The 23830-nt window shown below is 62.9% G+C and carries 24 protein-coding genes; 8 read left to right on the forward strand and 16 right to left on the reverse strand.

The window, feature by feature from the left end:
- Positions 1 to 101: 101 nt before the first annotated feature.
- The 6 genes from ACWPW0_RS06545 to minC form a co-directional block, all read right to left on the reverse strand.
- A complete protein-coding gene (locus ACWPW0_RS06545; RefSeq protein ID WP_454254789.1) occupies positions 102 to 752 on the reverse strand; it encodes an HAD family hydrolase in 651 nt (216 codons plus the stop codon).
- 11 nt (positions 753 to 763) lie between these two features.
- Positions 764 to 2053 (reverse strand): M18 family aminopeptidase, encoded by a 1290-nt coding sequence (locus ACWPW0_RS06550; protein ID WP_447590248.1) that lies wholly within the window; start codon positions 2051 to 2053, stop codon positions 764 to 766.
- Between the two features lie 151 nt (positions 2054 to 2204).
- Entirely contained in the window at positions 2205 to 2840 is a 636-nt protein-coding gene (locus tag ACWPW0_RS06555; RefSeq protein ID WP_454254790.1) for an RluA family pseudouridine synthase, read from the reverse strand.
- 56 nt (positions 2841 to 2896) lie between these two features.
- Positions 2897 to 3151, reverse strand: coding sequence for a cell division topological specificity factor MinE (gene minE, locus ACWPW0_RS06560; protein WP_447590252.1), 255 nt, complete (start codon positions 3149 to 3151; stop codon positions 2897 to 2899).
- Complete coding sequence (gene minD / locus ACWPW0_RS06565) at positions 3148 to 3963, reverse strand: septum site-determining protein MinD (protein ID WP_447590254.1); 816 nt, start codon at positions 3961 to 3963, stop codon at positions 3148 to 3150. The genes minE and minD overlap by 4 nt, the downstream gene beginning before the upstream one ends.
- Positions 3964 to 4065: 102 nt before the next feature.
- A complete protein-coding gene (gene minC / locus ACWPW0_RS06570; protein ID WP_454254791.1) occupies positions 4066 to 4806 on the reverse strand; it encodes a septum site-determining protein MinC in 741 nt (246 codons plus the stop codon).
- 111 nt (positions 4807 to 4917) lie between these two features.
- Between minC and ACWPW0_RS06575 the strand changes: the two genes are divergently transcribed.
- Entirely contained in the window at positions 4918 to 5847 is a 930-nt protein-coding gene (locus ACWPW0_RS06575) for a lipid A biosynthesis lauroyl acyltransferase (RefSeq protein ID WP_454254792.1), read from the forward strand.
- A gap of 32 nt (positions 5848 to 5879) precedes the next feature.
- On the forward strand, positions 5880 to 7055 hold the full coding sequence (locus ACWPW0_RS06580; RefSeq protein WP_454254793.1) for a patatin-like phospholipase family protein: 1176 nt from the start codon (positions 5880 to 5882) through the stop codon (positions 7053 to 7055).
- A gap of 26 nt (positions 7056 to 7081) precedes the next feature.
- Here ACWPW0_RS06580 and ACWPW0_RS06585 read toward each other — a convergent pair whose 3' ends face one another.
- Together ACWPW0_RS06585 and ACWPW0_RS06590 are read right to left on the reverse strand one after the other, a co-directional pair.
- Positions 7082 to 7843, reverse strand: coding sequence for an MlaA family lipoprotein (locus tag ACWPW0_RS06585; RefSeq protein ID WP_447590261.1), 762 nt, complete (start codon positions 7841 to 7843; stop codon positions 7082 to 7084).
- Complete coding sequence (locus ACWPW0_RS06590) at positions 7836 to 9134, reverse strand: serine/threonine protein kinase (RefSeq protein ID WP_447590263.1); 1299 nt, start codon at positions 9132 to 9134, stop codon at positions 7836 to 7838. Before ACWPW0_RS06590 ends, ACWPW0_RS06585 begins: the two co-directional genes overlap by 8 nt.
- A 241-nt stretch (positions 9135 to 9375) precedes the next feature.
- Here ACWPW0_RS06590 and ACWPW0_RS06595 point away from each other — a divergent pair, with 241 nt between their 5' ends.
- Positions 9376 to 9747, forward strand: coding sequence for a hypothetical protein (locus ACWPW0_RS06595; protein ID WP_454254794.1), 372 nt, complete (start codon positions 9376 to 9378; stop codon positions 9745 to 9747).
- A 98-nt stretch (positions 9748 to 9845) separates the two neighbouring features.
- Here the strand turns inward: ACWPW0_RS06595 and ACWPW0_RS06600 are convergent, their stop codons facing one another.
- Both ACWPW0_RS06600 and ACWPW0_RS06605 read right to left on the reverse strand, forming a co-directional pair.
- Positions 9846 to 11393 (reverse strand): glycoside hydrolase family 17 protein, encoded by a 1548-nt coding sequence (locus tag ACWPW0_RS06600; RefSeq protein ID WP_454256702.1) that lies wholly within the window; start codon positions 11391 to 11393, stop codon positions 9846 to 9848.
- A 179-nt stretch (positions 11394 to 11572) separates the two neighbouring features.
- On the reverse strand, positions 11573 to 13222 hold the full coding sequence (locus tag ACWPW0_RS06605; RefSeq protein WP_447590267.1) for a Na+/H+ antiporter: 1650 nt from the start codon (positions 13220 to 13222) through the stop codon (positions 11573 to 11575).
- Positions 13223 to 13489: 267 nt separating this feature from the next.
- On the opposite strand from ACWPW0_RS06605, the gene ACWPW0_RS06610 reads away from it, so the two are divergent.
- The 3 genes from ACWPW0_RS06610 (at position 13490) to ACWPW0_RS06620 (ending at position 16045) form a co-directional block, all read left to right on the forward strand.
- Positions 13490 to 13801 carry a DUF485 domain-containing protein gene (locus tag ACWPW0_RS06610; RefSeq protein WP_447590269.1) on the forward strand — a complete coding sequence of 104 codons (312 nt, stop codon included), beginning with the start codon at positions 13490 to 13492 and terminating at the stop codon, positions 13799 to 13801.
- The gene (locus ACWPW0_RS06615) at positions 13798 to 15453 is read left to right on the forward strand and encodes a cation acetate symporter (protein WP_447590271.1); all 1656 of its coding nucleotides are present in this window, start codon (positions 13798 to 13800) and stop codon (positions 15451 to 15453) included. The genes ACWPW0_RS06610 and ACWPW0_RS06615 overlap by 4 nt, the downstream gene beginning before the upstream one ends.
- Before the next feature lie 238 nt (positions 15454 to 15691).
- Positions 15692 to 16045 carry a VOC family protein gene (locus ACWPW0_RS06620; RefSeq protein WP_454254795.1) on the forward strand — a complete coding sequence of 118 codons (354 nt, stop codon included), beginning with the start codon at positions 15692 to 15694 and terminating at the stop codon, positions 16043 to 16045.
- Here ACWPW0_RS06620 and ACWPW0_RS06625 read toward each other — a convergent pair.
- The 4 genes from ACWPW0_RS06625 to ACWPW0_RS06640 form a co-directional block, all read right to left on the reverse strand.
- Entirely contained in the window at positions 16042 to 17874 is a 1833-nt protein-coding gene (locus ACWPW0_RS06625; protein WP_447590273.1) for an ABC transporter ATP-binding protein, read from the reverse strand. The two genes, ACWPW0_RS06620 and ACWPW0_RS06625, sit on opposite strands and share 4 nt — an antisense overlap.
- An 80-nt stretch (positions 17875 to 17954) precedes the next feature.
- Positions 17955 to 18518, reverse strand: a complete 564-nt coding sequence (locus ACWPW0_RS06630) for a peptidylprolyl isomerase (protein WP_447590275.1) — start codon at positions 18516 to 18518, stop codon at positions 17955 to 17957.
- Between the two features lie 22 nt (positions 18519 to 18540).
- A complete protein-coding gene (locus ACWPW0_RS06635) occupies positions 18541 to 19332 on the reverse strand; it encodes an alpha/beta fold hydrolase (RefSeq protein ID WP_447590277.1) in 792 nt (263 codons plus the stop codon).
- 10 nt (positions 19333 to 19342) lie between these two features.
- Positions 19343 to 20269 carry a LysR family transcriptional regulator gene (locus ACWPW0_RS06640; protein WP_447590279.1) on the reverse strand — a complete coding sequence of 309 codons (927 nt, stop codon included), beginning with the start codon at positions 20267 to 20269 and terminating at the stop codon, positions 19343 to 19345.
- A 49-nt stretch (positions 20270 to 20318) separates the two neighbouring features.
- Here ACWPW0_RS06640 and ACWPW0_RS06645 point away from each other — a divergent pair, with 49 nt between their 5' ends.
- Positions 20319 to 20633 carry a 3-phosphoglycerate kinase gene (locus ACWPW0_RS06645; protein ID WP_447590281.1) on the forward strand — a complete coding sequence of 105 codons (315 nt, stop codon included), beginning with the start codon at positions 20319 to 20321 and terminating at the stop codon, positions 20631 to 20633.
- Between the two features lie 146 nt (positions 20634 to 20779).
- The gene (locus ACWPW0_RS06650) at positions 20780 to 21379 is read left to right on the forward strand and encodes an FMN-dependent NADH-azoreductase (protein WP_454254796.1); all 600 of its coding nucleotides are present in this window, start codon (positions 20780 to 20782) and stop codon (positions 21377 to 21379) included.
- Between the two features lie 63 nt (positions 21380 to 21442).
- Here ACWPW0_RS06650 and ACWPW0_RS06655 read toward each other — a convergent pair whose 3' ends face one another.
- Entirely contained in the window at positions 21443 to 21982 is a 540-nt protein-coding gene (locus tag ACWPW0_RS06655; protein ID WP_447590284.1) for a C40 family peptidase, read from the reverse strand.
- A gap of 460 nt (positions 21983 to 22442) precedes the next feature.
- Positions 22443 to 23828, reverse strand: a complete 1386-nt coding sequence (locus tag ACWPW0_RS06660; RefSeq protein ID WP_454254797.1) for an efflux transporter outer membrane subunit — start codon at positions 23826 to 23828, stop codon at positions 22443 to 22445.
- Positions 23829 to 23830 lie beyond the last annotated feature (2 nt).

The following is a 23830-nucleotide window of genomic DNA, read 5'->3' on the forward strand; positions in this document are numbered from 1 at the left end:
ACCTTTTCACGATGTTCTGACTTGGAGCCAGCCTGCGGCTGTTACGCCCGCGGGTTGTTGTAACGGCTGACAGTCAGGAGGTCATGACTGGTTTTTTAGGATCAGCGCCACTCAAGAATGGGCCAGCCGTGTTGCTCGGCCTGTTCTTGAAGCTCCGGGGCCGGGTTGACGGCATGGGGATGGGCAGCCTGGTCCAGCAGCCAGAGCGTGTCCTGGGCAGCGCAGTAGACGTAGGCGTGGTCGAGGATTTCCCCCGTTTCTTCCAGCCAGCTATTCACAGCCGTTACCAGCGCGGCATGGGCATCGGCATGCAACGGTTGACCGCTGTAGCAGCCGTGGCGCTCTTCCAACTCGATACCCAGCGCGTCAGCGATGCCCAGGCGGGCGGCAATACCTTCGACCAGGAAAGCGGGGAGTGTGCCGATCAGCAGGACGCGTACGCCCGTACTGCGATGCGTCGCCAGGCAGCGCATGGCGGCGCTGTGCAGCAGCGGTTCGATGACATCCTCGACGAACGGCTCGACCACGAAGGCAATCTCCTCTGCTGTACGCCCCACCAGCGGCGCCAGGCTGAAGGCGAGGTAGTCCTGCAGGCTCTGCGTGCCATTGCGGTAACCGGCCATGAGGGCCTGCTCCCGGTCGACGAAGGAGTCGCGGTCTACCCAGCCGAGATCGGCCATATGGCTTGCCCACAGGCTGGTGCACTGGCCATCCAGCAGGGTTTCGTCGAGATCGAAGATCGCCACTGTCATCAGGTTGTTCCTCAGGCCAGTTCGGCGCTGGCGTAGAAGGCGCTCAGCACTTTCACCAGATGCGCCAGGTCATGGCTGCCGGCCAGCTCGCGGATCGAATGCATGGCGAAGGTCGGCAGGCCGATATCGACGGTGCGCACGCCGAGTCGGCTGGCGGTGATCGGGCCGATGGTCGAGCCACAGCCCATGTCGCTGCGCACCACGAAGCTCTGCACCGGCACTTCTTCGGCCAGGCACAGGTGACGGAAGAACCCGGCGGTTTCGCTGTTGGTCGCGTAGCGCTGGTTGCTGTTGACCTTGATCACCGGGCCGGCATTGAGCTTGGGGCCGTGATTGGCGTCGTGCTTGTCGGCGTAGTTGGGGTGTACGCCGTGGGCGTTGTCAGCCGATACCAACAGGGATTTCTGGATGATGCGCACCAGGGCGTCGCCCTCGGGCAGCAGGCGTTGCAGTACCTGCTCAAGGAACGGGCCGTCGGCGCCACAGGCGGAGCAGGAGCCGATTTCCTCGTGGTCGGTGCACACCAGGATGCAGGTTTCGTCGCTGTTGCTGCCGAGCAGGGCCTCGAGGCCGGCGTAGCAGGACAGCAGGTTGTCCAGGCGCGCGCCGGCGATGAAATCGCCATTGAGGCCAATCACGGCGGCACCCTGGGTGTCGTAGAAGCTCAGCTCGTAATCGAGCACGGCATCGGCATTGAGTTCGTGCTCCAGGGCCAACTGGTTGGCGAGCAGGGCGCGAAAGTCGGCGCGTTCCTCACCGAACACCTGGGCAAGGATCGGCGGCAGTTCATTCTGCGGATTGATCGCCCAGCCCTGGTTGGCGTCGCGATTGAGGTGGATGGCCAGGTTGGGGATCACGGCGATCGGCAGTTGGAAATCGATCAGGCGGCTTTCCACCTTGCCATCACGGCGGAAGGTCACGCGCCCGGCCAGTGACAGGTCGCGGTCGAACCAGGGGGCGAGCAGGGCGCCACCATAGACTTCTACGCCGAGCTGGAAGAAACCATGGCGTTGCAGCTCCGGTTGCGGCTTGACGCGCAGGCACGGGCTGTCGGTGTGCGCGCCAACCAGGCGCAGACCGCCTTCCAATGGCGCGCGTTTGCCCAGGCGGAAGGCGATGATCGACGAGTCGTTGCGGGTGACGTAGTAGCGGCCACCAGGTTCGGTGGTCCAGCTATCGCGTTCGTCGAGCGGGCGGAAACCGGCGCTTTGCAAGCGTTCGGCGAGCGTGCGGGTGGCATGGAAGGGGGTTGGCGAGGACTTGAGAAACTCGATCAGGCCCTGATTCAGTTCTTCGCGCATAGGGACTCCGGACAGCGATGGCGCGAGTGTAACCAATTTGTATCCGGCTGTGCCGGGAAGGGCGGCCTCGGGGCATCTATCCGGTCACTGTTGAGCACCTGTATGCGCAAGTTCAGCCGCGCACGGCCGTGTGGCGCCGCTTGCCTTGCGGTCAGAACGGCGCCGGGCACTCGAAGCGCAGGCGTTCGCCGGTCTGCGGATGGGTCAGGCTGAGCATGCTGGCATGCAGGCACAGGCGTGGCCAGGCGGCCAGGGCTTGCTCGTGGGCGTACAAACCGTCGCCGAGCAGCGGGTGACCGATGGACAGCATATGCACGCGCAACTGGTGTGAGCGGCCGGTGATGGGGGTGAGTTCCACGCGGCTGTAGTGGCCGCAGCGTTCGAGCACCCGCCAGAAGGTCAGGGCGTGCTTGCCCTGCTCATGGTCGACGACATGGCGTGGCTTGGTCGGCGGGTCGTAGCGCAGGGGCAGATCGATGCTGCCGCTGTCCAGCTCGGGCTGGCCCCAGCACAGCGCGGTATAGGCCTTTTCGGTTTCACGGTCGTGAAACTGGCGAGACAGCTCGCGGTGGCTGTCGGCGTCGCGAGCCAGGACGATGATGCCGGACGTTTCCCAGTCCAGGCGGTGCACGATGCGCGCTTCCGGGTAGCCGTTTTCCTGCAGGCGGGTCACCAGGCAGTCACGGTTGTCTTCCGCGCGGCCGGGCACCGAGAGCAGCAGAGTGGGCTTGTTGATTACCAGCAGGGCGGCGTCCTGATGGAGGATTTCGACATTCGACAGCGGCATGGGTATTCCACAAATGACAACGGCGGCCTGGGCCGCCGTTGCATGCGCTTACTCGATCAACGATCGGGAAGCGTGATATTGAGTTCCAGAATCGAGCAACTGCCCTGGTCTTCCAGCGCGACCTGTACCTGATCCTGTTCGATGTTGACGTACTTGCGAATCACCTCGACCAGTTCCTTCTGCAGGGCCGGCAGGTAGTCCGGCTGGCTGCGCTGGCCGCGCTCGTGGGCGACGATGATCGACAGGCGTTCCTTGGCGATCGACGCCGGGGTTTCTTTTTTGCGTTCGCGGAAGAAATCGAAGAGGTTCATTCTCGACCTCCGAAGAGCCGTTGCAGGAAGCCTTGTTTTTTCACATCAAGGAAGCGGTGAGGCACGTCCTTGCCCAGTAGGCGGTCAACGGCGTCACCGTAGGCCTGGCCTGCGTCGCTTTGTTCGTCGAGAATCACCGGCACGCCCTGGTTGGAGGCTTTCAGCACAGCCTGGGACTCGGGGATCACGCCCAGCAGGTTGATGGCGAGGATTTCCTCGACGTCTTCCACGCCGAGCATTTCGCCCTTGGTCACGCGCTCCGGGTTGTAGCGGGTGAGCAGCAGGCGCTCCTTGATCGGCTCTTCGCCGTTCTCGGCGCGGCGCGATTTGCTTGCCAGCAGGCCGAGCATACGGTCGGAGTCACGGACCGAGGACACTTCCGGGTTGGTTACGACGATGGCTTCGTCGGCGAAGTACATGGCCAGGTGGGCACCGACTTCGATACCGGCGGGTGAGTCGCAGATGACGAATTCGAAGTTTTTCGACAGCTCGTCAATGACCTTGCCGACGCCTTCCTTGGTCAGGGCGTCCTTGTCACGGGTCTGGCTGGCAGCCAGGACGTAGAGGTTCTCCAGGCGTTTATCCTTGATCAGGGCCTGGGTCAGGGTCGCTTCGCCATTGATGACGTTGACGAAGTCATACACCACGCGACGCTCGCAACCCATGATCAGGTCGAGGTTGCGGAGGCCGACGTCGAAGTCGACGATGACGGTTCTGTGCCCGCGCAGTGCGAGGCCGGTACCGATGGCGGCGCTGGTGGTGGTTTTACCCACGCCGCCCTTGCCGGAAGTGACTACGAGAATCTTGGCCAAGGTGCTTCACCCCAAATAAATGAAAAAATGGGCAATCCAAAGCCGGTTCAAGCTGGCTTCCGGATGCCCTTTTTGGTCCCTGAAAATTGGCCGCAGTATCCGTTAAAGACGGGTGATGTTCAACACGTCGCCCGACAGGCTGACCTGTACCGACTGCCCCCACAACGGGTCGCGGCGCAAGTCTTCGGCGGTTTTGTACTGGCCTGCCACGGACAGCATTTCGGCGCCCATCTGCTGGCAGAAAATCCGTGCCTTGCCGTCGCCCTTGACGCCAGCCAGAGCGCGGCCGCGCATAGGGCCGTAAACATGGATATTGCCATCGGCGAGAAGTTCCGCACCGGCGCTGACCGCGGCCAGAACGATCAGGTCGCCGCCCTGGGCATAGATCTGCTGGCCGCCACGCACGGGGGTGGTGATGATCTTGCTCGGTTTGAACGCGGGCTCGGCCGGTTTTTCCGGTTTTTCGCTTTTCTTACGGGCCTCTACCGGTTCCACCAGGCGCTCACGTGCGCCGGATGGCGGTAGTACGGGCAAATCGAGGACGTTGGCCGCGGCGATATCCTCTTCGCGGTTGGCGCGAATCGCCAGGGTACGCAGCCCATGGCTGCGGCACAGTTGCATCAGCTTGCCGAGGTCGAGGTTGCCTTCACCGTCTGGCAATTTGTCCAGAGCCAGGACCAGCGGGGTGTTCTGGAAAAAATTCGGCGCCTGAGCGACTTTATCGGCCAGTTGGCGATCCAGGCGTTCGAGGTCGTTATGCGCCAGCTCCAATACCGTGATGGCAAGCATGCTGCCCTTGAGTTGGAACACGGGGTCTTGGTCGAGTAGGTCGGCTTGGCTCATGGTCTGCCCATCACACTGAATGGGCACGACTTATAACGATAAGCCTGCACGGCCGCAAGCCGCGGGGACTGCTGTAGAATCGCCGGCTTTGTCGTTTGTCCGGAATCAGTCATGGATCGTCCGCATTTTCGAGCCTACTTCCTGCATCCGCGTTTCTGGCCGCTATGGCTGGGGTTGGGGCTGTTGTGGCTGATCGTGCAGTTGCCCTATCGCCTGCTGCTGCGGCTTGGCCGTCTACTGGGTGCGCTGATGTATCGGGTGGCGGGTTCCCGGCGGCGAATTGCCCGACGTAACCTCGAGCTGTGTTTTCCCCTGCTCGACGAGGCTGCTCGCGAGCAGTTGCTGAAGGAAAACTTTGCATCAACCGGCATCGCCTTTTTCGAGATGGCCATGAGTTGGTGGTGGCCGCGTGAGCGCCTGGCCAGGTTGGCCCATATCGAGGGTCTGGAGCACCTTCAGCAGCTTCAGGCAGAAGGGCAAGGGGCGATTCTGATGGCGTTGCATTTCACCACGCTGGAGATTGGTGCAGCTTTGCTCGGGCAGCGCCAGACCATTGATGGCATGTACCGCGAGCACAAGAACCCGGTGTTCGACTACATCCAGCGCAGTGGCCGAGAGCGACACAACCATGACGCCACGGCCATCGAGCGCGAGGACATCCGCGCCATGCTCAAGGTGCTGCGGGCCGGGCGAGCCATCTGGTATGCACCGGATCAGGATTATGGTCCCAAGCAAAGCATCTTCGTGCCGCTGTTCGGTGTGCAGGCCGCGACAGTGACTGCCACCACCAAGTTCGCCCGCCTGGGCAAGGCCCGTGTGGTGCCCTTCACTCAGGAGCGCCTGGCCGATGGTTCCGGGTATCGCTTGGTCATCCATCCGCCGTTGGATGACTTTCCCGGCGAGAGCGAGGCGGCGGATTGCCTGCGTATCAATCACTGGATCGAACAGGCGGTCAGCCAGCATCCCGAGCAATACCTGTGGGCCCATCGGCGTTTCAAGACGCGCCCGCCAGGTGAGCCGAAGCTGTACGCCAAGAAATAGACCAGCATCCCCTCGACCTGCGGAGCTCTGCCATGCCTCACGCCGCCTCAGCCGCCAGCCCTATTACCGGGCTGATCCTTTCCGGTGGTGGTGCGCGTGCGGCGTATCAGGTGGGGGTGCTGAGAGCGATCGCCGATCTGCTGGGGGACTCCCTGGATAACCCGTTCCCGGTGATTGTCGGCACCTCGGCCGGGGCGATCAATGCGGTGGGGCTGGCCTGCGGCGCCATGCATTTCTCCGATGCGGTGAAGCGCCTGGGCGAGGTGTGGAAGAGTTTTCATTGCGCGAGCATCTACCGTAGCGACTGGCCCGGCGTGCTGCGCCAGGCTGGGCGTTTCTTCGGCCACAGCCTGATGGGCTTGGGCAAAGACCAGCCCGTGGCGCTGCTCGACAGCTCGCCGTTGCGCGAGTTGCTCGAGCGCGAGCTGGACTTCACCGGTATTGCCGCGGCGGTGCGCATGCGGCAACTGAGGGCTGTGGCAGTCAGTGCCTTCGGCTACGAGTCCGGCCAGGCGGTGACGTTCTACCAGGGGCGCGCGACTATTGACCCCTGGTTTCGCCATCGCCGGGTTGGGGTGCCGACCCGTCTCAACCTCGAGCACCTGTTGGCCAGTGCTTCGATTCCGCTGATTTTTCCGCCGGTACGGATCAATCGCGAATATTTCGGTGACGGTGCGGTACGTCAGTCGGCACCCATCAGCCCGGCACTGCACCTGGGGGCGAGCCGTGTGCTGGTGATTGGTGTGAGTGGCAATCCGCAGGGCGCGGATGCCAATCGAGTGATTCCACGCCCCAACAGCGGCAAGCCGCCAACCCTGGCACAGATCAGTGGGCATATGCTCAACAGCACCTTCATCGACAGTCTGGAGGGGGATATCGAACAGTTGCAGCGGCTCAATCATATGAGCAGCCTGATTCCGTCCGGTATCAACCAGCGCGGGTTGAGTCTGAAACCGGTGGAGGTCTTGGTGATTTCGCCCAGCCAGCCACTGGATCAGATCGCGGCCCGTCATCGTCACGAGCTGCCACGCACGATGCGTTTCTTCCTGCGTGGGCCTGGCGCTACGCGCGCGAGCGGTGCCGGTGTGCTCAGCTATCTGCTGTTCGAACCGGGTTACTGCAACGAACTGATCGAACTGGGCTATCAGGATGCGATGGCGCAGAAGGGCGCGCTGACACGCTTTCTCGGGTTGGCAGAGGTGCAGTAGCAGGCGCTACCGCACCCCAGCAGCGGTCATTCGTCGATCTGCAGCTTACGCGCCGCGTTGTAGATGTAGCGCACCTTCTCGTACTCGAATGGCGAGTTCAGTTGGCCGTAGCGAAAGCCCGTGTTGTAACGGGTATTGACGACCCTTAGCGCGGTAATCTCCGGGTGGTGCAGGCTTTCCTTGGGCACGTTCAGGAAGTTGATCTGGCTTTCCGCGACGAAATCGAAGACCCGGCCACCGGTGTCGCGCAGGTTGGATGGGCCCAGCAACGGCAGCATCACATAAGGACCAGAGGGCACGCCGTAGACGCCCAGGGTCTGGCCGAAGTCTTCGCTCTGCCGGGGCAGGCCCATCATCGTAGCCGGATCCCACAGGCCGGCAACACCGATGGTGGTGTTGAGCAGCAGCCGCCCGGTGGTATCCATTGCTCGCTTGCCCTTGAGTTGCAACAGGCTGTTGAGCAGGTTGGGGATGTCACCCAGGTTACTGAAGAAGTTGCTGACCCCGGTGCGCACGAAGCGCGGGGTGACGTAGCGGTAGCCATCGACCACCGGCAGGAACACCCATTCATCGAAGCGGTAGTTGAAGTGATAGACCCGGCGATTCCAGGATTCCCAGGGGTCGTACACGTTGAGCGCGACCATGGTGGAACGTTCGAATTCGTGCTGGTCCAGCGCGGGGTTGAACTTCAACTGGTCGAGCGGATTGGTGAAACCATCCTCGTCGACCTGGGCATGGGCCAGGCTGGCGAACAGCGGCAACGCGAGCAGGAAGGCTTTCTTAACCACGGAAGAACTCCAGCATGGCGTCGCTGTTGACGCGGTAGTTGAGGTTGCCGCAGTGGCCGCCGTGCGGATAGACCGTCAGGCGATTGCCAAAGGTGCGGCGCAGGAAACCGAGGTCGCCAGGGCCGAGGATCAGGTCATCGGCGTTGTGCATCACGGCGATCTTGCCGCTATTGCGCAGGTAGTCTTCCAGCTTGTACAGGCTGACCTGGTTGATCAACTGGGTCAGGCTGCCGCCGCCAAAGCGCGCACGCCAGTAGGGGATCAGTTGCTGGGCCATGTAGCAATCGAAGTCGCACTGCAGGGCGCGCTTGAAGAAGGGCTCCAGTGGCGTGCCTTCGTTGATCGGGTAGTTGGGCGGGGTGATCAGGCCGCGGCGGTTGATCAGGTCGGAGGTGAAGGCGATATCGGCCGACGAGAAGCGGAACGAGCTGCCCACCAGCATGGCCAGTTGCTCATTGGTCAGTTGCTGCTTGGAGCTCTGCAGGTCATAGAGCAGGGCATCGTTGAGGTCGATATAGCCCTTTTGCTGGAAGTAGCGGGTGAGCTTGCCCAGCAGCAGTTCGAAGTAGGTGGTGTGGCTGTTGACCCCGCGGGCCTCGGTTTGCACCAGGCGGTCGAGGTTGGTCACCGAGGTGTACAGGTTGACGGGCGGGTTGAGCAGCAGCACGCGCTTGAAGTTGAAGCTGCGCTTGGTTTCATCGAGCTGGCTGACGAAGGCCGCCTGCAAGCCGCCCAGGCTGTAGCCGGTCAGATAGAAGTCGGTGACCGGCAGTCGCGGGTGCTGGGCTCGCACTGCCTGCATCACGCGGTACAGGTCTTCGGCATCTTCGCTAGAGATGCCCGGTGTGGCTGCCCGCGAGGCGGCGCTCATGAAGTCATAGCTGGTCGGGGACGACAGTTGCACCACGTGATAGCCGGCGCCGTAGAACACTCGCTTGAGGTCTTCGGTCTTGCCGCTGGCGTAGTTGGCACCCGTGCCGGAAATAATGAACACCAGTGGCGCCGGGCCTTTCTGTTGCGCCAGGCGATAGCGCAGCGAGGTGACTGGCCAGAAGTTCTTCGGCAGCTCGAATTCGCGCTCGGGGCGCAGCTTGAGGCTGTAGTCGGACTGGTCGATATCCTCGTCGCTCGGCACCTGGGCGCGCAGTTCGGGCGGCGTGGTGAGAATGGTGGCTTCGAACGGGTTGGTGATCGGGTAGCCATAACTGGCTGCATCGATATCGGCTGCCCGTAATATTGGGGCCGACAACAGACTGGCGAGCAGCACGGCAAGGGCAGGCAAACGGGGCATGGCCAAATCCTTTTGCGAGGAGTTGCTGAGTGAATAACGACGCTATGACAAGTGCAAGTCTAAAGAGTGCGGATCATTCAACGCAGGTTAGCTGTCATGCGGGTTATCGGCGAAATAAGACGGCTCCACATGGCAGTTGTTCACTTGTACTGATTCGGGATCACCTCGTATACAGGGGTGGCTTGCATAAACCTAGCAGCGGATTAAGCTGACCGCCGATTTTGACTATCGGAGTACCGTTATGTCGCGCCATGTGCCCTTGATTGCCCTGTTGCTGGCTCTGCTGTTGTGGCTGGCTGCCAGTTACGGTGTGCGTTTTGCTCTGATGGAAGACAGCCAGTGGGTCGGGCTGTGTGTGGACGAGGCGGCGCGCTGGGAATGCCAGGTGCGTTCGAGCCTGGGCCTGTTGATCCACTTTCGGGTGATCGCCTGGACGGCCTTGGCGCTGGCCGTGCTGGGTTTCGTTATCCCGGGGCGCCTTGGTTGGGCGACGGCGCTGCTGGCCCTGATCGTCGGGCTGCCGGCGTTGGTGCTGTACAGCGCGAGCCTGGCGGTATTTGCCCTGGTGCTGGCGGGTTTGCGCCTGGTACGTGCGCCCCGTGCGGCAGCCTGACACGCCTGAGGTTTTTTCAGTATTGAAGGAGGTGCGCTACGCAGTGGCAGGTGCACCCTGCGTAGCGAGCCCTGGTTATTTCAAGGATTCGAACAGGCTCAGGTGCGCTGGCTTACTCCGCGCCAGAGCGCACCCACCAGCAGCAGGCTGGTTGCGGCCCAGCCAATGGCCTGCAGGTTGAACAGGCCTTCGAGAGCCAGTTGCGGAACGATACCGAGCGCAATGATCCACATGAGCAGGGTGAGCTCGCGGCGTGGCCCGCTGACCGGGCGATACAGGTAGGCCAGCGCTGGCAGTAGCAGGGCCATGCTCGGGAAGCTGCGGTAACGGGCATCGAACACCAGGCCGAGCATCAGCACCGCACCGGCAAATCCCGCGAATGCCAACCACCAGCCACCACGTGCTTCAAGCCAGGCGAACAGACGCTCGCGCCAGCCGCGGCGGGCAGACAGCGCCAGCGCCGCATGCGCCAGGACGATAACGTTCAGTGCCAGCAAGGCCGCTGTCCACAGCCATTCGCCGAGAAAGCGACTGGTGATGGTGGCCAGCTCGGCCCAGCCCGCGATGCAGGCGCCACCGATGGCGGCCGTCACGGGCAGCAGCACTGCCGCACGAGATGAGGCTGGTCGGCCGCCAAGTACCAGGGCTGCGGCGGCGAGCAGGCCACTCAGGCCCAGCCAGAATGGCCAGTTCGGCAGGTTGGAAACCGGCCCGGCGAGTACGCCCTTGTCCTGACGATCTGCATCGAACAGCCCCCAGTAGCCGCCCACCGCGCCCTCGCTTTCACGTTTCCAGGGCTGGTCGAAGGCTTCGATCAGGTTGTAGTGCCAGCCGTTGGCTTCGGCCATGTGCACGAAACCGCGGATGAACAGGGCTTCGTTGACCCGGCTAGGCACGGCGGTTTCGCGCTGGCGGCCTTCGCTTGGCCAACCGGTTTCGCCGATGAGAATGTCCTTGTCGTAAGTCTTGCCGAAGGTCTGGCGAACGCTGGCAACCTTGTCCAGGGCCTGCTCGATACCGCTGGGATCATCTTCCCAGTACGGCAGCAGGTGGATGGTGATGAAGTCCACGGCGGGCGCCACTTCGGGGTGCTTGAGCCAGAACTCCCAGACATCGGCATAAGTGACCGGTTGTTTGACCTGAGCCTTCACCTCGCCCACCAGTTGCGCCAGGCGCTTGCCGGTGACTTCCTTGCGCAGCAGGCTTTCGTTGCCGACGATCACGGCGGTCACCACATCGGCATTGACGTTGGCGGACTGCACCAGGGCATCCACTTCGGTCTGGGTGTCGACCGGGTTGGCGTTGACCCAGGCGCCGAGCATGACCTTCAGCCCATGCTTGCGCGCCAGTTCAGGCACGGCTTCTAGGCCGGTCATCGAATAGGTGCGCACGCAATCGAAGCGTTTGGCCAATTGGGTGAAGTCGGTATCGATTTGCGCGCTGTCGATGCTCAGTGGCTTGTCGAACGGCGACTGGTGTTTGCCAAACGGTGTGTACGACGCACATTGCAGCTTGTGGGTCGGGGTGGCGGCATCGGGGAGCACCACAGGGCGGCCAATGCCGTACCAGAGCGCAATCAGTGCTGCACAGGCAAAGAGCAGGGCAAGCAGGTAAGGCAGTACGGGGAAGGGCGAGCGCTGGGTCATGGTGATGAAGGACACTTGGCTGCAAAGCCCGGCATCTTAGCGGATTGCAGGCCGCGGCGGACAGTGCGTGAGTGCGCGAAAGTACCGGCCTGTAGCCCATCTGCTAGACCGTAGCCGCGCCGTTGAGAGCGTATGTTTCAGGTGGCGTCTGGTGCCCCGATGGCGAGTGCTCACGTGGTTCAGTTGGAAACCTTGCCCAGCGTCGCCTCGGTGATATCCAGTTCGGCCAGTACCTCGCGCAGGGCGATATCGCCAATCAGGTCTTCCCGGCGCAGGCGGTAGAGTTCCAGGCGCTGGGCGCGCAGGGCCTTGAGGCGCAGGCGATCCTCCAGTTGCTCGACCTGCGAGGCCAGCGCCTGGGCTTCCAGCGAGTCGTTGAAGACATCCAGTTGGCGGCGGTATTCGGCCATGATGCGGGCCTTGGTTTCGGCGGCCAGCGCCGCCTGTGCCGCGTCATCCGGTGGCACACCCGCGCCTTCGTCATCCGCTTCGAGCACGCGGATCGCGGCTTCGGCCGTGCGTTGCCAGGCTTCGCGAACCTCCTGGCGGCGTTGATGGTCGTCTTCCGGCACCACGCCCTTGAGCAGCAGCGGCAAGGCCACGCTGGCGGTAACCAGCGACAGCAGGATCACCCCGGCGGCGATGAAAATCAGTTGGTCGCGCTCGGGGAAGGCGTGGCCACTGTCGATCAGCAGCGGGATCGACAGTACACCTGCCAGGGTGACCGCCCCGCGCACACCGCCCAGGGTCAGCAGCCAGGCTGAGCGGTGATCGCTGGGAATGTCGTCCGTAGGCCGTTTTCGCAGCCGCCGCAGGCCGCGCAGCAGGCGCCAGTTGCTCTGCACCCAGATGTAGCGCAGCACCAGCAGGACGATGAACACCGCCACCACTTCCAATACCTGCCAGAGCAGCGCGGGCCACAGGTCGTGCTCTTCACTGACCACGGCCTTGAGGATGTCCGGCAGTTGCAGGCCGAGCATCAGGAAGATCAGGCCGTTGAAGGTGAATTCCAGCAGTGACCAGACGCTGCGATTGAGCAGGCGGGTGCTGGTCTGACGCGGCAGCAGGTCCAGCCGGCTCTGCATCATGCCGGCGGCCACGGCGGAGAGGATGCCAGACACGCCCATGCGCTCGGCGACCGTGTAGGCGGCGAAGGGCAGGAGCAACATGAACATCACGTGCGGTGCGGGTTCGTCCCAGCCGCGGCGGATCATCCAGGCGCGCAGGTAGCCGAGCAGCCAACTGAGCACGACCCCGACGGCCAGGCCGCCAACGGCCACCAGCAGGAAGATCAGGCTGGCGTCGGCGAGGGAGAAAATCCCGGTCAGGGTGGCGGCGAGGGCGAACTTGAAGGTCACAAGGCCAGAGGCATCGTTCATCAGGGCCTCGCCCTGGAGCACATGCATCAGCGGTGCGGGCAGACGGTCGCGGGTAATGGCCGAAACGGCCACTGCATCGGTGGGCGAAAGCAGGGCGGCCAGGGCAAAGGCGGCAGGCAGCGGAATGGCGGGCATCAGCCAGTGGATGAAATAGCCCGCGCCGACCACGGTGAACAACACCAGGCCCACGGCCAGCAGCAGGATCGAGCCGCGCAATTGCCACAACTCGCGCTTGGGCATGCGCCAGCCGTCGGAAAACAGCAGGGGTGGCAGGAACAGCAGCAAGAACAGTTCGGGGTCGAGGGCGACGTGCAGACCCAGGGTTGGCCATGCCAGGGCAGCACCGGCGAGGATCTGCACCAGCGGCAGCGGGAGAGGCAGTAACCGCCCGAGCAACCGCGAAACACCGACCAGCATCAACAGAATGAGCACGGTGTAAGCGGTCTGCATAACGATCTTCTCCAACGAATGACCACAGGGTAGCGCGCAGGATGCCGGGCGTGTAGTGGCGGCTGTTAACACGATGGAATGCGTGCTGTCGGTTGCGGCGCCGATAGGGGGTGAAGGCCACGCGTTGGCGACCCGATTCGTGGCGAACGCCGCTTATAAGACTTTCGTCGAGAATGGCCGGTTGCTACGACTAAGGTCGTCTGTCACCGGCTTGTGGGCCATCTAGAGTGAACTCACCAGCAACTCATGCTGCGGAGGACAACAACAATGAACGACAGCATCTACAAGCGGATCGAGCAAAATCCGCAATTCCAGGAACTGGTCGCCAAGCGCGAACGGTTCGCCTGGATCTTATCTGCCATCATGCTCGGTCTGTATGTGGCATTCATCCTGCTCATCGCCTTCGAGCCGCAGTTGCTCGGCGCGCGTATCAGCCCTGACTCACCCATCACCTGGGGGATTCCCCTCGGCGTTGGCCTGATTCTTTCTGCCTTCATCCTGACCGGCATCTACGTCAAACGCGCCAATGGCGAGTTCGACGACCTGAACAAGGCCATTCTCGACGAGGTGCAGAAATGATCGCCCGTATCCTCACTGCCCTTGGCCTGATGGCCGCTTCCAGCATGACCTGGGCGGATGCCCTGACTGGCGATGTGCAGCGTCAGCCGCTGAACACCGCGGCCATCGTCATGTTCCTCGCTTTCGTCGGCGCCACGCTGTACATCACCTACTGGGCGTCGAAGCGCAACACCTCGACCTCCGACTTCTACACCGCGGGTGGCAGCATCACCGGTTTCCAGAACGGCCTGGCGATTGCCGGGGACTACATGTCGGCGGCCTCGTTCCTCGGGATTTCCGCGCTGGTCTTTACCTCTGGCTATGACGGCCTGATCTATTCGATTGGCTTCCTGGTTGGCTGGCCGATCATCCTGTTCCTGATCGCCGAACGCCTGCGCAACCTCGGCAAGTACACCTTCGCTGACGTCGCCTCGTACCGCCTTGGTCAGACGCAGATCCGCACCCTGTCCGCCTGTGGTTCGCTGGTGGTAGTGGCGTTCTACCTGATCGCGCAGATGGTTGGCGCGGGCAAGCTGATCGAGCTGCTGTTCGGCCTCAACTACCACATCGCGGTGGTGCTGGTCGGCATCCTGATGGTGCTCTACGTGCTGTTCGGCGGCATGCTGGCGACCACCTGGGTACAGATCATCAAGGCGGTCCTGCTGCTGTCCGGTGCCTCGTTCATGGCGCTGATGGTGATGAAACACGTTGATTTCAACTTCGCCCGCCTGTTCAGCGAAGCCATCGCCGTGCACCCGAAAGGCGAGGCCATCATGAGCCCTGGCGGCCTGGTGAAAGACCCGATCTCGGCGATCTCCCTCGGCCTGGCCCTGATGTTTGGTACCGCTGGCCTGCCGCATATCCTGATGCGCTTCTTCACCGTCAGCGATGCCAAGGAAGCGCGTAAGTCGGTGTTCTACGCCACTGGTTTCATCGGCTACTTCTACATCCTGACCTTCATCATCGGCTTCGGCGCGATCCTGCTGGTCAGCACCAACCCGGCCTTCATGGACGGTAATGGCGCCCTGCTGGGCGGCAACAACATGGCGGCGGTGCACCTGGCCAATGCAGTGGGCGGCAGCTGGTTCCTCGGCTTCATCTCGGCGGTGGCCTTCGCGACCATCCTCGCGGTGGTTTCGGGCCTGACCCTGGCCGGTGCCTCGGCGGTGTCCCATGACCTGTATGCCAGCGTGTTTCGCAAGGGCCGCGTCAACGAGAAGGATGAGCTGCGTGTATCGAAGATCACCACTGTGGCCCTCGGTATCCTCGCCATCCTCCTCGGCATCGCGTTCGAGAAGCAGAACATCGCGTTCATGGTCGGCCTGGCCTTCTCCATCGCGGCGAGCTGCAACTTCCCGGTGCTGATCCTCTCCATGTACTGGAAGAAGCTGACGACGCGTGGTGCCATGATCGGCGGCTGGCTGGGTCTGATCACCGCGGTGGGCCTGATGATCCTCGGCCCAACCATCTGGGTGCAGATCCTCGGTCACGCCGAGGCGATCTACCCCTACGAGTACCCGGCGCTGTTCTCGATCCTCGTGGCTTTCATCGGTATCTGGTTCTTCTCGATCACCGACAAGTCGGCTGCGGCCACCGAAGAACGTGCACGCTTCTACTCGCAGTTCGTCCGCTCGCAAACCGGCCTGGGTGCCAGTGGTGCAGTGGCGCACTGATCGAAACGGTTCTGTGTGATGTCAGGCAGCCTTCGGGCTGCCTTTTTTATGGCTGGCTTTTTATGACGGCGTGCCATGACCCTGTGTGCCCATGTCGCAGGGTGCGCCAGCAGGCCCTGCGCATTATCCCGGTGCGTACAGCGCCCCCTGTGGCATTGGTGATGGGCATCCTGTGCCTGCCTCGGGCGCCGACATGGGCGTATCCTGCCTGCAGTTCCGCTTTCTCAAGGAGGGTGACATGCCCGAAGACCGCAAGATCGATTACCTCGAACTGCCTGCCAGCGACCTGGCCGCTGCCAAGGCGTTTTACACGGACGCCTTCGGTTGGCAGTTCGTCGATTACGGCCCCGACTACTGCGCATTCAACGATGGTCGCCTCGACGGTGGTTTTTACCGCAGCGAGTTGCGAGCCTCGACGGCCAATGGCTCGGTGCTGGTGGTGTTGTACGCCACGGACCTGGAGGAGACCGAAGCCCGGGTGAGGGCGCATGGCGGGCAGATTCTGAAGGGGATTTTCAGCTTTCCCGGTGGCCGGCGCTTCCAGTTCGCCGACCCCCATGGCAATGAGCTGGCGGTCTGGTCGGAGCGTTAGTCGACGCCGACGAAACCGCCCGTCTGGTGCTGCCACAGCCGGGCATACAAGCCGCCCCGCTCGATCAGTTCGGCGTGGCTGCCGCTTTCGATGATGCGCCCGTGCTCGATCACCACCAGGCGATCCATGCGCGCGATGGTTGACAGGCGGTGGGCGATAGCGATCACCGTCTTGCCCTGCATCAGCACGTCGAGGCTTTCCTGGATGGCGGCTTCGACTTCCGAGTCCAGCGCCGAGGTGGCCTCGTCGAGGATCAGGATCGGCGCGTCCTTGAGCAGCACGCGGGCAATGGCGATGCGCTGGCGCTGACCGCCGGAGAGTTTTACCCCGCGCTCGCCGACCAGGGCGTCGAGCCCGAGGTTGCCATCGTTGTCGCTCAGGTTGGGGATGAACTCGTCGGCACGCGCCTGGCGAATTGCACGCTGCAGTTCTTCCTCACTGGCATCAGGTTTGCCATACAGCAGGTTGTCGCGCACCGAGCGGTGCAGCAGCGCGGTGTCCTGGGTCACCACGCCGATGCTGGCGCGCAGGCTTTCCTGAGCGACTTCGGCGACGTTCTGTCCGTCGATGAGAATTTGCCCGCTCTGCAGGTCGTACAGACGCAGCAGCAGGTTGACCAGGGTCGACTTGCCGGCGCCGGATGGGCCGACCAGGCCGATCTTCTCGCCGGGACGCACATGCAGGTTGAGCCCCTGGATCACCGGCTTGTCGCTGCCGTAGTTGAAATGCACGCTGTCGAAACGCACGTCACCCTGTTCGATGCGCAGCGGCGGGGCGTTGTCGCGGTCGAGCACATGGCGCGGCTGGACGATGGTCCTCATGCCGTCCTGCACGGTACCGACGTTCTCGAAGATGCCGTTGACCACCCACATGATCCATTCCGACATGTTGTTGATGCGGATTACCAGGCCCAGCGACAGGGCAATCGCGCCGGCGCTGATGAGGCCCTGGCTCCAGAGCCACAGGGCCAGGCCGCCGGTGACGACGATCAACACGCCGTTCATGGCGGTGATGGTGAAGTTCAGGCTGGTGATGGTGCGCGACTGCAGGCGGATCTTGCCGAGCAGCTCTTCCATGGCCTGACGGGCGTAGCCTTCCTCGACGCGGCTGTGGGCGAACAGCTTGAGGGTGGCCACGTTGCTGTAGCCATCGACGACCCGGCCCATGACCTTGGAGCGGGCTGCCGAGGCGGCTGCCGAGCGGTTCTTGATGCGCGGTACGAAATACCAGAGCGCGGTGCAGTAGCAGACGATCCAGACGGACAGCGGAATCACCAGGCGCAAGTCGGCCTCGGCGAACAGGTACAGGGCACTGCCGGCGTAGACCGCTACGTGCCACAACGCATCGATGATCTGCATGGCCGAATCGCGCAACGATGGGCCGGTCTGCATCACTCGCTGGGCGATACGCCCGGCGAAATCATTCTGGAAGAAGCTCAGGCTCTGGCGCAGCACGTAGCGGTGGTTCTGCCAGCGGATCAGGTTGGTCAGCCCGGGGCTGATGGCCTGGTGGTTGAGCAGGTCGTGCAGGCCGAACAGCAACGGGCGCAAGACCAGTGCCACCAGCAGCATCCACAGCAATTCGTTGCGGTGCTGGGCAAAGAATTCGTTGGCCGGCGTGGCCTGGGTCATGTCGATCAGTTGCCCGAGAAAACTGAACAGGGCCACTTCGATCAGCGCGGCGAAGAAGCCGATCACCAGGACGGCGAGCATCAACGGCCAGACTTGGCGCGCATAGTGGAGATAGAAGCGCACGATGCCTTGCGGGGGCTCGACGTCCGGGCTGGGTTTGAAGGCGTCGATCAGAGCTTCGAAGCGGCGAAACAACATGGCGGACTATCTGCCTGAAGAGAGAAAACGGTCAGCCCCCGACTGCCGGGCTGGCAGTTGGGGGCGATGGGGTACAAGCGTCAGAGGCGTTTGGCGGAAATGATCAGGACTGGCTCGCGCGGTACGTTCTGGTGCATGCCACGGTTGCCGGTCGGCACCTGGGCGATCTTGTCGACCACATCCATGCCGCGCACGACTTTGGCGAACACGGCATAACCGAAGTCACGGCCGCCATGGTCGAGGAAGGCGTTGTCGTTGTGGTTGATGAAGAACTGGCTAGTGGCCGAGTCGACGTCGCGGGTGCGGGCCATGGCCAGGGTGCCGCGTACGTTGTGCAGGCCATTGTCGGCCTCGTTGCGGATCGGCTTCTCGGTTTCCTTCTCGTCCATGCTGGCGGTGAAGCCGCCGCCCTGGACCATGAACCCCGGGATCACGCGGTGGAACTGGGTGCCGTTGTAGAAGCCGGCATCCACATAGCCGAGGAAGTTGCGCACGCTGATCGGCGCCCGGTCGGCTTCCAGTTCGATTTCGATCTCGCCCAGGCTGGTGGTGAGCAGGACGTGAGGTTTCTCGCTCGGCGTGGCGGCAAACAGGTTGGCGGTCAGCAGCAGGCCAAAGGCGGCGAGGGCAAGTCGTTTAAGCATGGTAAGTCCTTGTTGTTGTGGCTCAGGTGTTGTCGACGGTATCGAGAAACTCGATCAGGGTGCTGTTGAAGCGTTCGGGTTGATCCATCGGGGTGGCGTGGCGTGATTTCTCGATCACCACCAGGCGGGCGTTGGGCAGTTCGCCCAGGTAGCTCTTCTTGTAGTCCACGGAGGTGTAGTCACGGTCGGCGGTGACCACCAGGGTAGGACAGGTGATGACGTGCAGGCGTTCCCGCACGCTCCAGTTGATGATCGCGTCGAGGCTGGCGAGGTAGGCGCGCTTGTCGTTCTCCGGCCAGCGTTGTTCGACCTTGGCGCGCAGTTCGCCCTGTTCCGGGCGCGGGAACATGTTCTGGCCCAGGGCCTTGCCGATGGTTTCCAGGCTGCACAGGCGAGCCAGGGTCCAGCGTTTGAGCAGTTGCCAGCGCTCGTTGAGGGTTCTGGCCACCACTTCCGGCGCGCTGTTGACGATGGTCAGGCTTTTCAACAATTCCGGGCGATCGACACCGAGCTGGAAGCCGATCATGCCGCCCATGGAGATGCCGACCAGGTGCACGTGCGGCAGGCCGAGGTGTTCGATCAGCGCTGCCACGTCGCCGGCGAAGGCCTGCATGCTGTAGGCCTCCTTCGGTTTGCCGGAGCGGCCGTGGCCGCGTACGTCGATGGCCAGCACCCTGCGCCCGGCGCTGAGGGCTGGCACCTGGTATTCCCAGTCCCGCGTGCTGGAACCGAGCCCGTGCACCAGGAGGATGGGTTCGCCCTGGCCGTAATCCTCGTAATAGATCTGGCAGCCGGCGTGTTCGAAATACGACATGACGAAATCCTCAGTTGGCCGAGAGCGGTGCAGCGAAGGGCGCGTCGAGTGGTGCGGTATCGAAGTTCTTGATCAGCTCGATGAGAATCTGTGTGGCGGGGCCGAGTACGCGGTCCTTGTTGCTGTATAGGTAGAAGTGCGGCGAACGGCTGCCGCCCTGGTCCAGGGGCAGGGGCTTGAGCAGGCCTTCCTTGAGCTCGCGACAGATCAGGTGACGGGGCAGCCAGGCGAAGCCCAGGCCGCTGCTGACGAAGGTGCGGGCGGTGGGCAGGCTGCCTACCGTCCAGCGCTGTTCGGCACCGAGCCAGCCGACGTCACGGGGCTGTTTGCGACCGGAATCCCGGGTGACCACCTGCATCTGGCCCTCCAGGTCCTGGAAGGTCAGGGGACGTTGCAGGCGATGCAGGGCGTGTTCCGGGTGGGCCACGGCGACGAAATCCACGGCGCTGAGTTCGATACCCAGGTGCCCGGTAATGGTCAGGCCGCTGATGGCCAGGTCGGCCGTGCCTTCCAGCAGGACTTCCTCGACACCGGAGAGCACTTCCTCGCGCAGGCGCACGCGACAGCCACGGCTCTGTGGCATGAAGGCGGAGAGCACGCGGACGATATGTGCGGTGGGGTAGGCGGCATCCACCACCAGGCGTACCTCGGCCTCCCAGCCTTGTTCCATGTGGTGGGCGAGGTCTTCCAACTGGCTGGCCTGCTTGACCAGTTGCCGCGAGCGGCGCAATAGCACGTCACCGGCCTCAGTGAGCACGGCCTTGCGTCCGTCGATGCGCAGCAGCGGCACGCCGAGCTGCTCCTGCATGCGTGCCACCGTATAGCTCACCGAGGATTGGGAGCGATGCAGGGCCTCGGCCGCCTGGGCGAAACCCCCGTTGTCGACCACCGCCTGCAACGTACGCCATTGATCCAGCGTGACACGGGGCGCTTTCATCGTCGCTTCCTCTTCTCTACTCTGGTCGTCCCTCGAAGGAGACTGCCCAATGAAAAAACTCTGTATAGCCGTGATCGCCCTGTTGCCCCTGACGGCTTTTGCTTATCCCATCGAAGTGGAAAAGCAGCTCAACGGCGCTGAAGTGTCGGCAACCGGCCAGGACGTGGACAGCGATATCGGTTCCATCATGCTCTACAACTATGGGCGCCAGGCTGCCAGCTGCACGGCGATCTTCCGCAATGGCCCAGAAGCGCCGCGTACCCGCAGGACCGAACTGGCGCCAGGGCAGACCAGTAACCTGACGGTGAAATTCGCCCGCAACATCATCAAGCTGCGCATCAGCCTGACCTGCGTGCAGAAGTAATCAGGCTACGGCGAACAGCCTAATGCGGGGTTGTTGATAAATCAAATTAGTCGATTGATATAGGTGATTTTTTACGCTTTTTTATCGATCAATGTCACCATAACCTGCCTCCATCGACGCACAACATCCCGATGGAGGAATTCGTCATGTCCCATGTCCTGGTTATCGAAAGCAGCGCCCGCACCGAAGGTTCCGTCTCCCGCCAACTGACGGCCGACTTCATTGCCACCTGGCAGGCTGCCAATCCGCAAGACTCGATCAAGGTCCGTGATCTGGCCGCCGAACAGGTGCCGCATCTGGACAGCGACCTGCTGGGTGGCTGGATGAAGCCTGCCGACCAGCAGAGCGCCGTGGAGAAGGCGGCCGCCGCTCGCTCCGACCTCCTCACAGCCGAGCTGGTTGCCGCTGATGTCCTGGTCCTGGCTGCGCCGATGTACAACTTCGCCATTCCCAGCACACTGAAAGCCTGGCTCGATCACGTGCTGCGTGCCGGGGTGACCTTCAAATACACCGAGACCGGTCCGCAAGGCCTGCTGGTCGGTAAGCGCGCCTATGTGCTGACCGCGCGCGGTGGCCTGTATGTGGGCGGTGCGCTGGATCATCAGGAACCCTACCTGCGCCAGGCGCTGGCTTTCGTCGGCATTCACGACGTGACCTTCATCCATGCCGAAGGGTTGAACATGGGGGCCGAGTTCCAGGAAAAAGGCCTGAGTGCCGCCCGTGCACAGTTGGCCAAGGTTGCCTGAGCCTGCTCTAGAGCATCGTCACGTGAGCCTGCAGCGGGGCACGAGTCGTGCCCCGCTGCAGGCTCAGTTATTGGCGACTATTTCCGGGTTGGGGATGACGCGCCGTGCCAACTGGAAGCGCTTCTGCCAGTAGCTGTTATCGAGTTTGTCGATGCGTACGTTGCTGCCACGACGCGGGGCGTGAATGAAACGGTCCTCGCCCAGGTAGATTGCTACGTGATCGACAGTGCGGCTGCGGACCTTGAAGAACAACAGGTCTCCGGGCTCCAGGTCATTACGGGCGACTTTCGGCCCGTCGATGCGCGACAGTTCGCGCGAGGTGCGTGGCAGGTCGAGATCCTCGACATCGTCGAAGGCATATTTGACCAGGCCGCTGCAGTCGAAACCCCGCTTGGGGCTGGCGCCGCCCCAGCGATAGGGCTTGCCGAGTGCGCTCATGGCGCGTCCCAGGACTTCCTGGGTCGGGCTGGCTTCGATCTTGGCTGGGGTGATGTCACGAATTTCGCCATTGGCGAGGTGGACACGGAAGGAGGCGTTGACTTCGCTGGTGACGCCCAGGCAAAGCGCGCCACCGATGAACAGTGAGAGCAATAGTTTATTCACACAGATGACCTGAAAGATTCCAGGGCGCCGTGAGTCCATTCTGAAAACAGCACCTCGGACACTAAAAAACGAAGCGCCTGTTCCTCGCGCCTCGTTCACGGACTGTGCAAAGACGACATGAGTTCACCATGAGAAGCATTCTCCGACGAGTGGCGACCTCGTTATCACTGCTGACCGAACGGCTGCAATAGGCCTGCTTGCTCGGGGCTTTTTAAGCATTGAATGCGATGGGAATGTATTTCAAACAGGCTTCTTTAAGGCAGTTGCGGACGCTCGACTTTGCGTTTCATGACGCGCCGATTGGTGGGCTAAAGCCCACCCTACGCGGGGTGCAGTATTTGTAGGGTGGGCTTCAGCCCACCGTAGCGATGTCTGCAACTGCCTCGCACCGCCATCCTCTCGAGACGCCAACGCCCCTCACGTGCTCGAGACATTTGCGCGCGTTTTGCTGGCTCCGCTATCAGCCTTCCGGCACCTGCGCATCGCCGCCCAGTGCCTGGTTGAGGGTGATGAAATTGAGCAACTGGTTGAGGTGGTTCTCGGCCAGGGTGATTTCCGCGCTACGCCGGGTTTCCTGGGCATTGAGCCAGGACTGCAGCGTTTCGGCACCGGACTGGTAGCGGATGCGGTAGATGCGTTCGGCCTCCTGCGCCGCCTCCAGCGCGCGCGTGCGCATGCCTGCCTGTTCGGCGTAGTGGCGGCGTCCGGCGAGGTTGTTCTCCACGTCGACCAGGGCTTCGTAGAGCGTCTGGCGAAAACGGGTCACGGCCAGCTCGTAGTCGGTCTTCGATACATCGATGTTCAACTGCATCTGCCGGTACTGCAGGAAGGGCAGGGTGATTCCCGCCCCCAGGGCGCCGACCGGGTTGCGCAGCAGGTTGCCCAGGGCGTCGCTGGAATAGCCGAGGGTGCCGGTGAGGCTGAGGTCCGGGTAGTAGCTGGCGCGGGTGGCGTCGACATTCTTCAACGAACTGCGCAGGCGCAGTTCGGCAGCGCGCAGGTCGGGACGCCTTGCCAGCAGTGAGGCAGGCAGCCCGGCGTCGACGGGCGGCAGGCTGGTCTGGACCAGGCTCCGGGGTTCGTCCATCTCCACCGGCGTGGCGCCATCGAACAGAACCCCCAGGGCGTTGCGTTGCTCCACCCGCTGCTGGCGCAGGTCCACTTCGCTGGCGAGCTGGCTTTCCAGGCTCTGTCGCGCTTCGGCCAGCTCCAGCGAGGAGGCCTTGCCGGCGTCGTACTGCACCTGAACCAGCGCCAGGGTCTGCCGGGCATAGCCGATGCTGGCGGCACTGGCGGCAAGGCGTTCGTTGAGATAAGCGATCTGCCAGTACAGGGTGGCGACGGTACCGATCAGCGACAGGCGCGTGGCGGCGTAATCCTGTTCGGTGGCCAGGGCTTCCAGCTCGGCGGCGTCGGTGGCGCTGCCGAGGCGGTTCCACAGATCTGCTTCCCAGCGCACCGAGCCGGTCAGTGAATAGCTGTGGGCGGTGCTGCCTTCGCCTCGCAGGGCGCGGGTGCGGTCGGCGCTGAGGCCGCTGCTGGTCTGCGGCCACTGGGCATCGCGGGCCAGGCCAGCGAGCAGGCGGGCGCGGCGGGTGTTGAGCAAGGTACTGCCGAGGTTGTTGTTCCGCGCCAGCGCCTGTTCCACCAGGCGATCGAGCTGCGGATCGCCGAAGGCTTTCCACCAGTCGGCACTGCTGCCGGCCTGTTGTGCGGCGAGTTGCTGCCAGTTCGCCGGCACGTTGACGGCTGGCTGCTGATAAGGCGTGCTGATCAGCGAGCCGCAGCCGCCGAGCGCCAGGGCAAGAACCAGCAGGGGGAGAGGTTTGAGGGAAAATCGGGTCACGG

The sequence above is a fragment of the Pseudomonas sp. Marseille-Q8238 genome (genome assembly GCF_965111915.1).

What these genes read in the sequence shown, in the direction of transcription:
- minE (WP_447590252.1), bottom strand. Translation starts at nt 3,151, where the DNA reads ATGAACCTCTTCGATTTCTTCCGCGAACGCAAAAAAGAAACCCCGGCG.
- ACWPW0_RS06620 (WP_454254795.1), top strand. Translation starts at nt 15,692, where the DNA reads ATGCCCGAAGACCGCAAGATCGATTACCTCGAACTGCCTGCCAGCGAC.
- ACWPW0_RS06595 (WP_454254794.1), top strand. Translation starts at nt 9,376, where the DNA reads ATGTCGCGCCATGTGCCCTTGATTGCCCTGTTGCTGGCTCTGCTGTTG.
- ACWPW0_RS06610 (WP_447590269.1), top strand. Translation starts at nt 13,490, where the DNA reads ATGAACGACAGCATCTACAAGCGGATCGAGCAAAATCCGCAATTCCAG.
- ACWPW0_RS06555 (WP_454254790.1), bottom strand. Translation starts at nt 2,840, where the DNA reads ATGCCGCTGTCGAATGTCGAAATCCTCCATCAGGACGCCGCCCTGCTG.
- ACWPW0_RS06635 (WP_447590277.1), bottom strand. Translation starts at nt 19,332, where the DNA reads ATGTCGTATTTCGAACACGCCGGCTGCCAGATCTATTACGAGGATTAC.
- ACWPW0_RS06650 (WP_454254796.1), top strand. Translation starts at nt 20,780, where the DNA reads ATGTCCCATGTCCTGGTTATCGAAAGCAGCGCCCGCACCGAAGGTTCC.
- ACWPW0_RS06640 (WP_447590279.1), bottom strand. Translation starts at nt 20,269, where the DNA reads ATGAAAGCGCCCCGTGTCACGCTGGATCAATGGCGTACGTTGCAGGCG.
- ACWPW0_RS06605 (WP_447590267.1), bottom strand. Translation starts at nt 13,222, where the DNA reads ATGCAGACCGCTTACACCGTGCTCATTCTGTTGATGCTGGTCGGTGTT.
- ACWPW0_RS06590 (WP_447590263.1), bottom strand. Translation starts at nt 9,134, where the DNA reads ATGCCCCGTTTGCCTGCCCTTGCCGTGCTGCTCGCCAGTCTGTTGTCG.
- ACWPW0_RS06645 (WP_447590281.1), top strand. Translation starts at nt 20,319, where the DNA reads ATGAAAAAACTCTGTATAGCCGTGATCGCCCTGTTGCCCCTGACGGCT.
- ACWPW0_RS06615 (WP_447590271.1), top strand. Translation starts at nt 13,798, where the DNA reads ATGATCGCCCGTATCCTCACTGCCCTTGGCCTGATGGCCGCTTCCAGC.
- ACWPW0_RS06630 (WP_447590275.1), bottom strand. Translation starts at nt 18,518, where the DNA reads ATGCTTAAACGACTTGCCCTCGCCGCCTTTGGCCTGCTGCTGACCGCC.
- minC (WP_454254791.1), bottom strand. Translation starts at nt 4,806, where the DNA reads ATGAGCCAAGCCGACCTACTCGACCAAGACCCCGTGTTCCAACTCAAG.
- ACWPW0_RS06545 (WP_454254789.1), bottom strand. Translation starts at nt 752, where the DNA reads ATGACAGTGGCGATCTTCGATCTCGACGAAACCCTGCTGGATGGCCAG.
- ACWPW0_RS06625 (WP_447590273.1), bottom strand. Translation starts at nt 17,874, where the DNA reads ATGTTGTTTCGCCGCTTCGAAGCTCTGATCGACGCCTTCAAACCCAGC.
- ACWPW0_RS06575 (WP_454254792.1), top strand. Translation starts at nt 4,918, where the DNA reads ATGGATCGTCCGCATTTTCGAGCCTACTTCCTGCATCCGCGTTTCTGG.
- ACWPW0_RS06550 (WP_447590248.1), bottom strand. Translation starts at nt 2,053, where the DNA reads ATGCGCGAAGAACTGAATCAGGGCCTGATCGAGTTTCTCAAGTCCTCG.
- ACWPW0_RS06600 (WP_454256702.1), bottom strand. Translation starts at nt 11,393, where the DNA reads ATGACCCAGCGCTCGCCCTTCCCCGTACTGCCTTACCTGCTTGCCCTG.
- ACWPW0_RS06580 (WP_454254793.1), top strand. Translation starts at nt 5,880, where the DNA reads ATGCCTCACGCCGCCTCAGCCGCCAGCCCTATTACCGGGCTGATCCTT.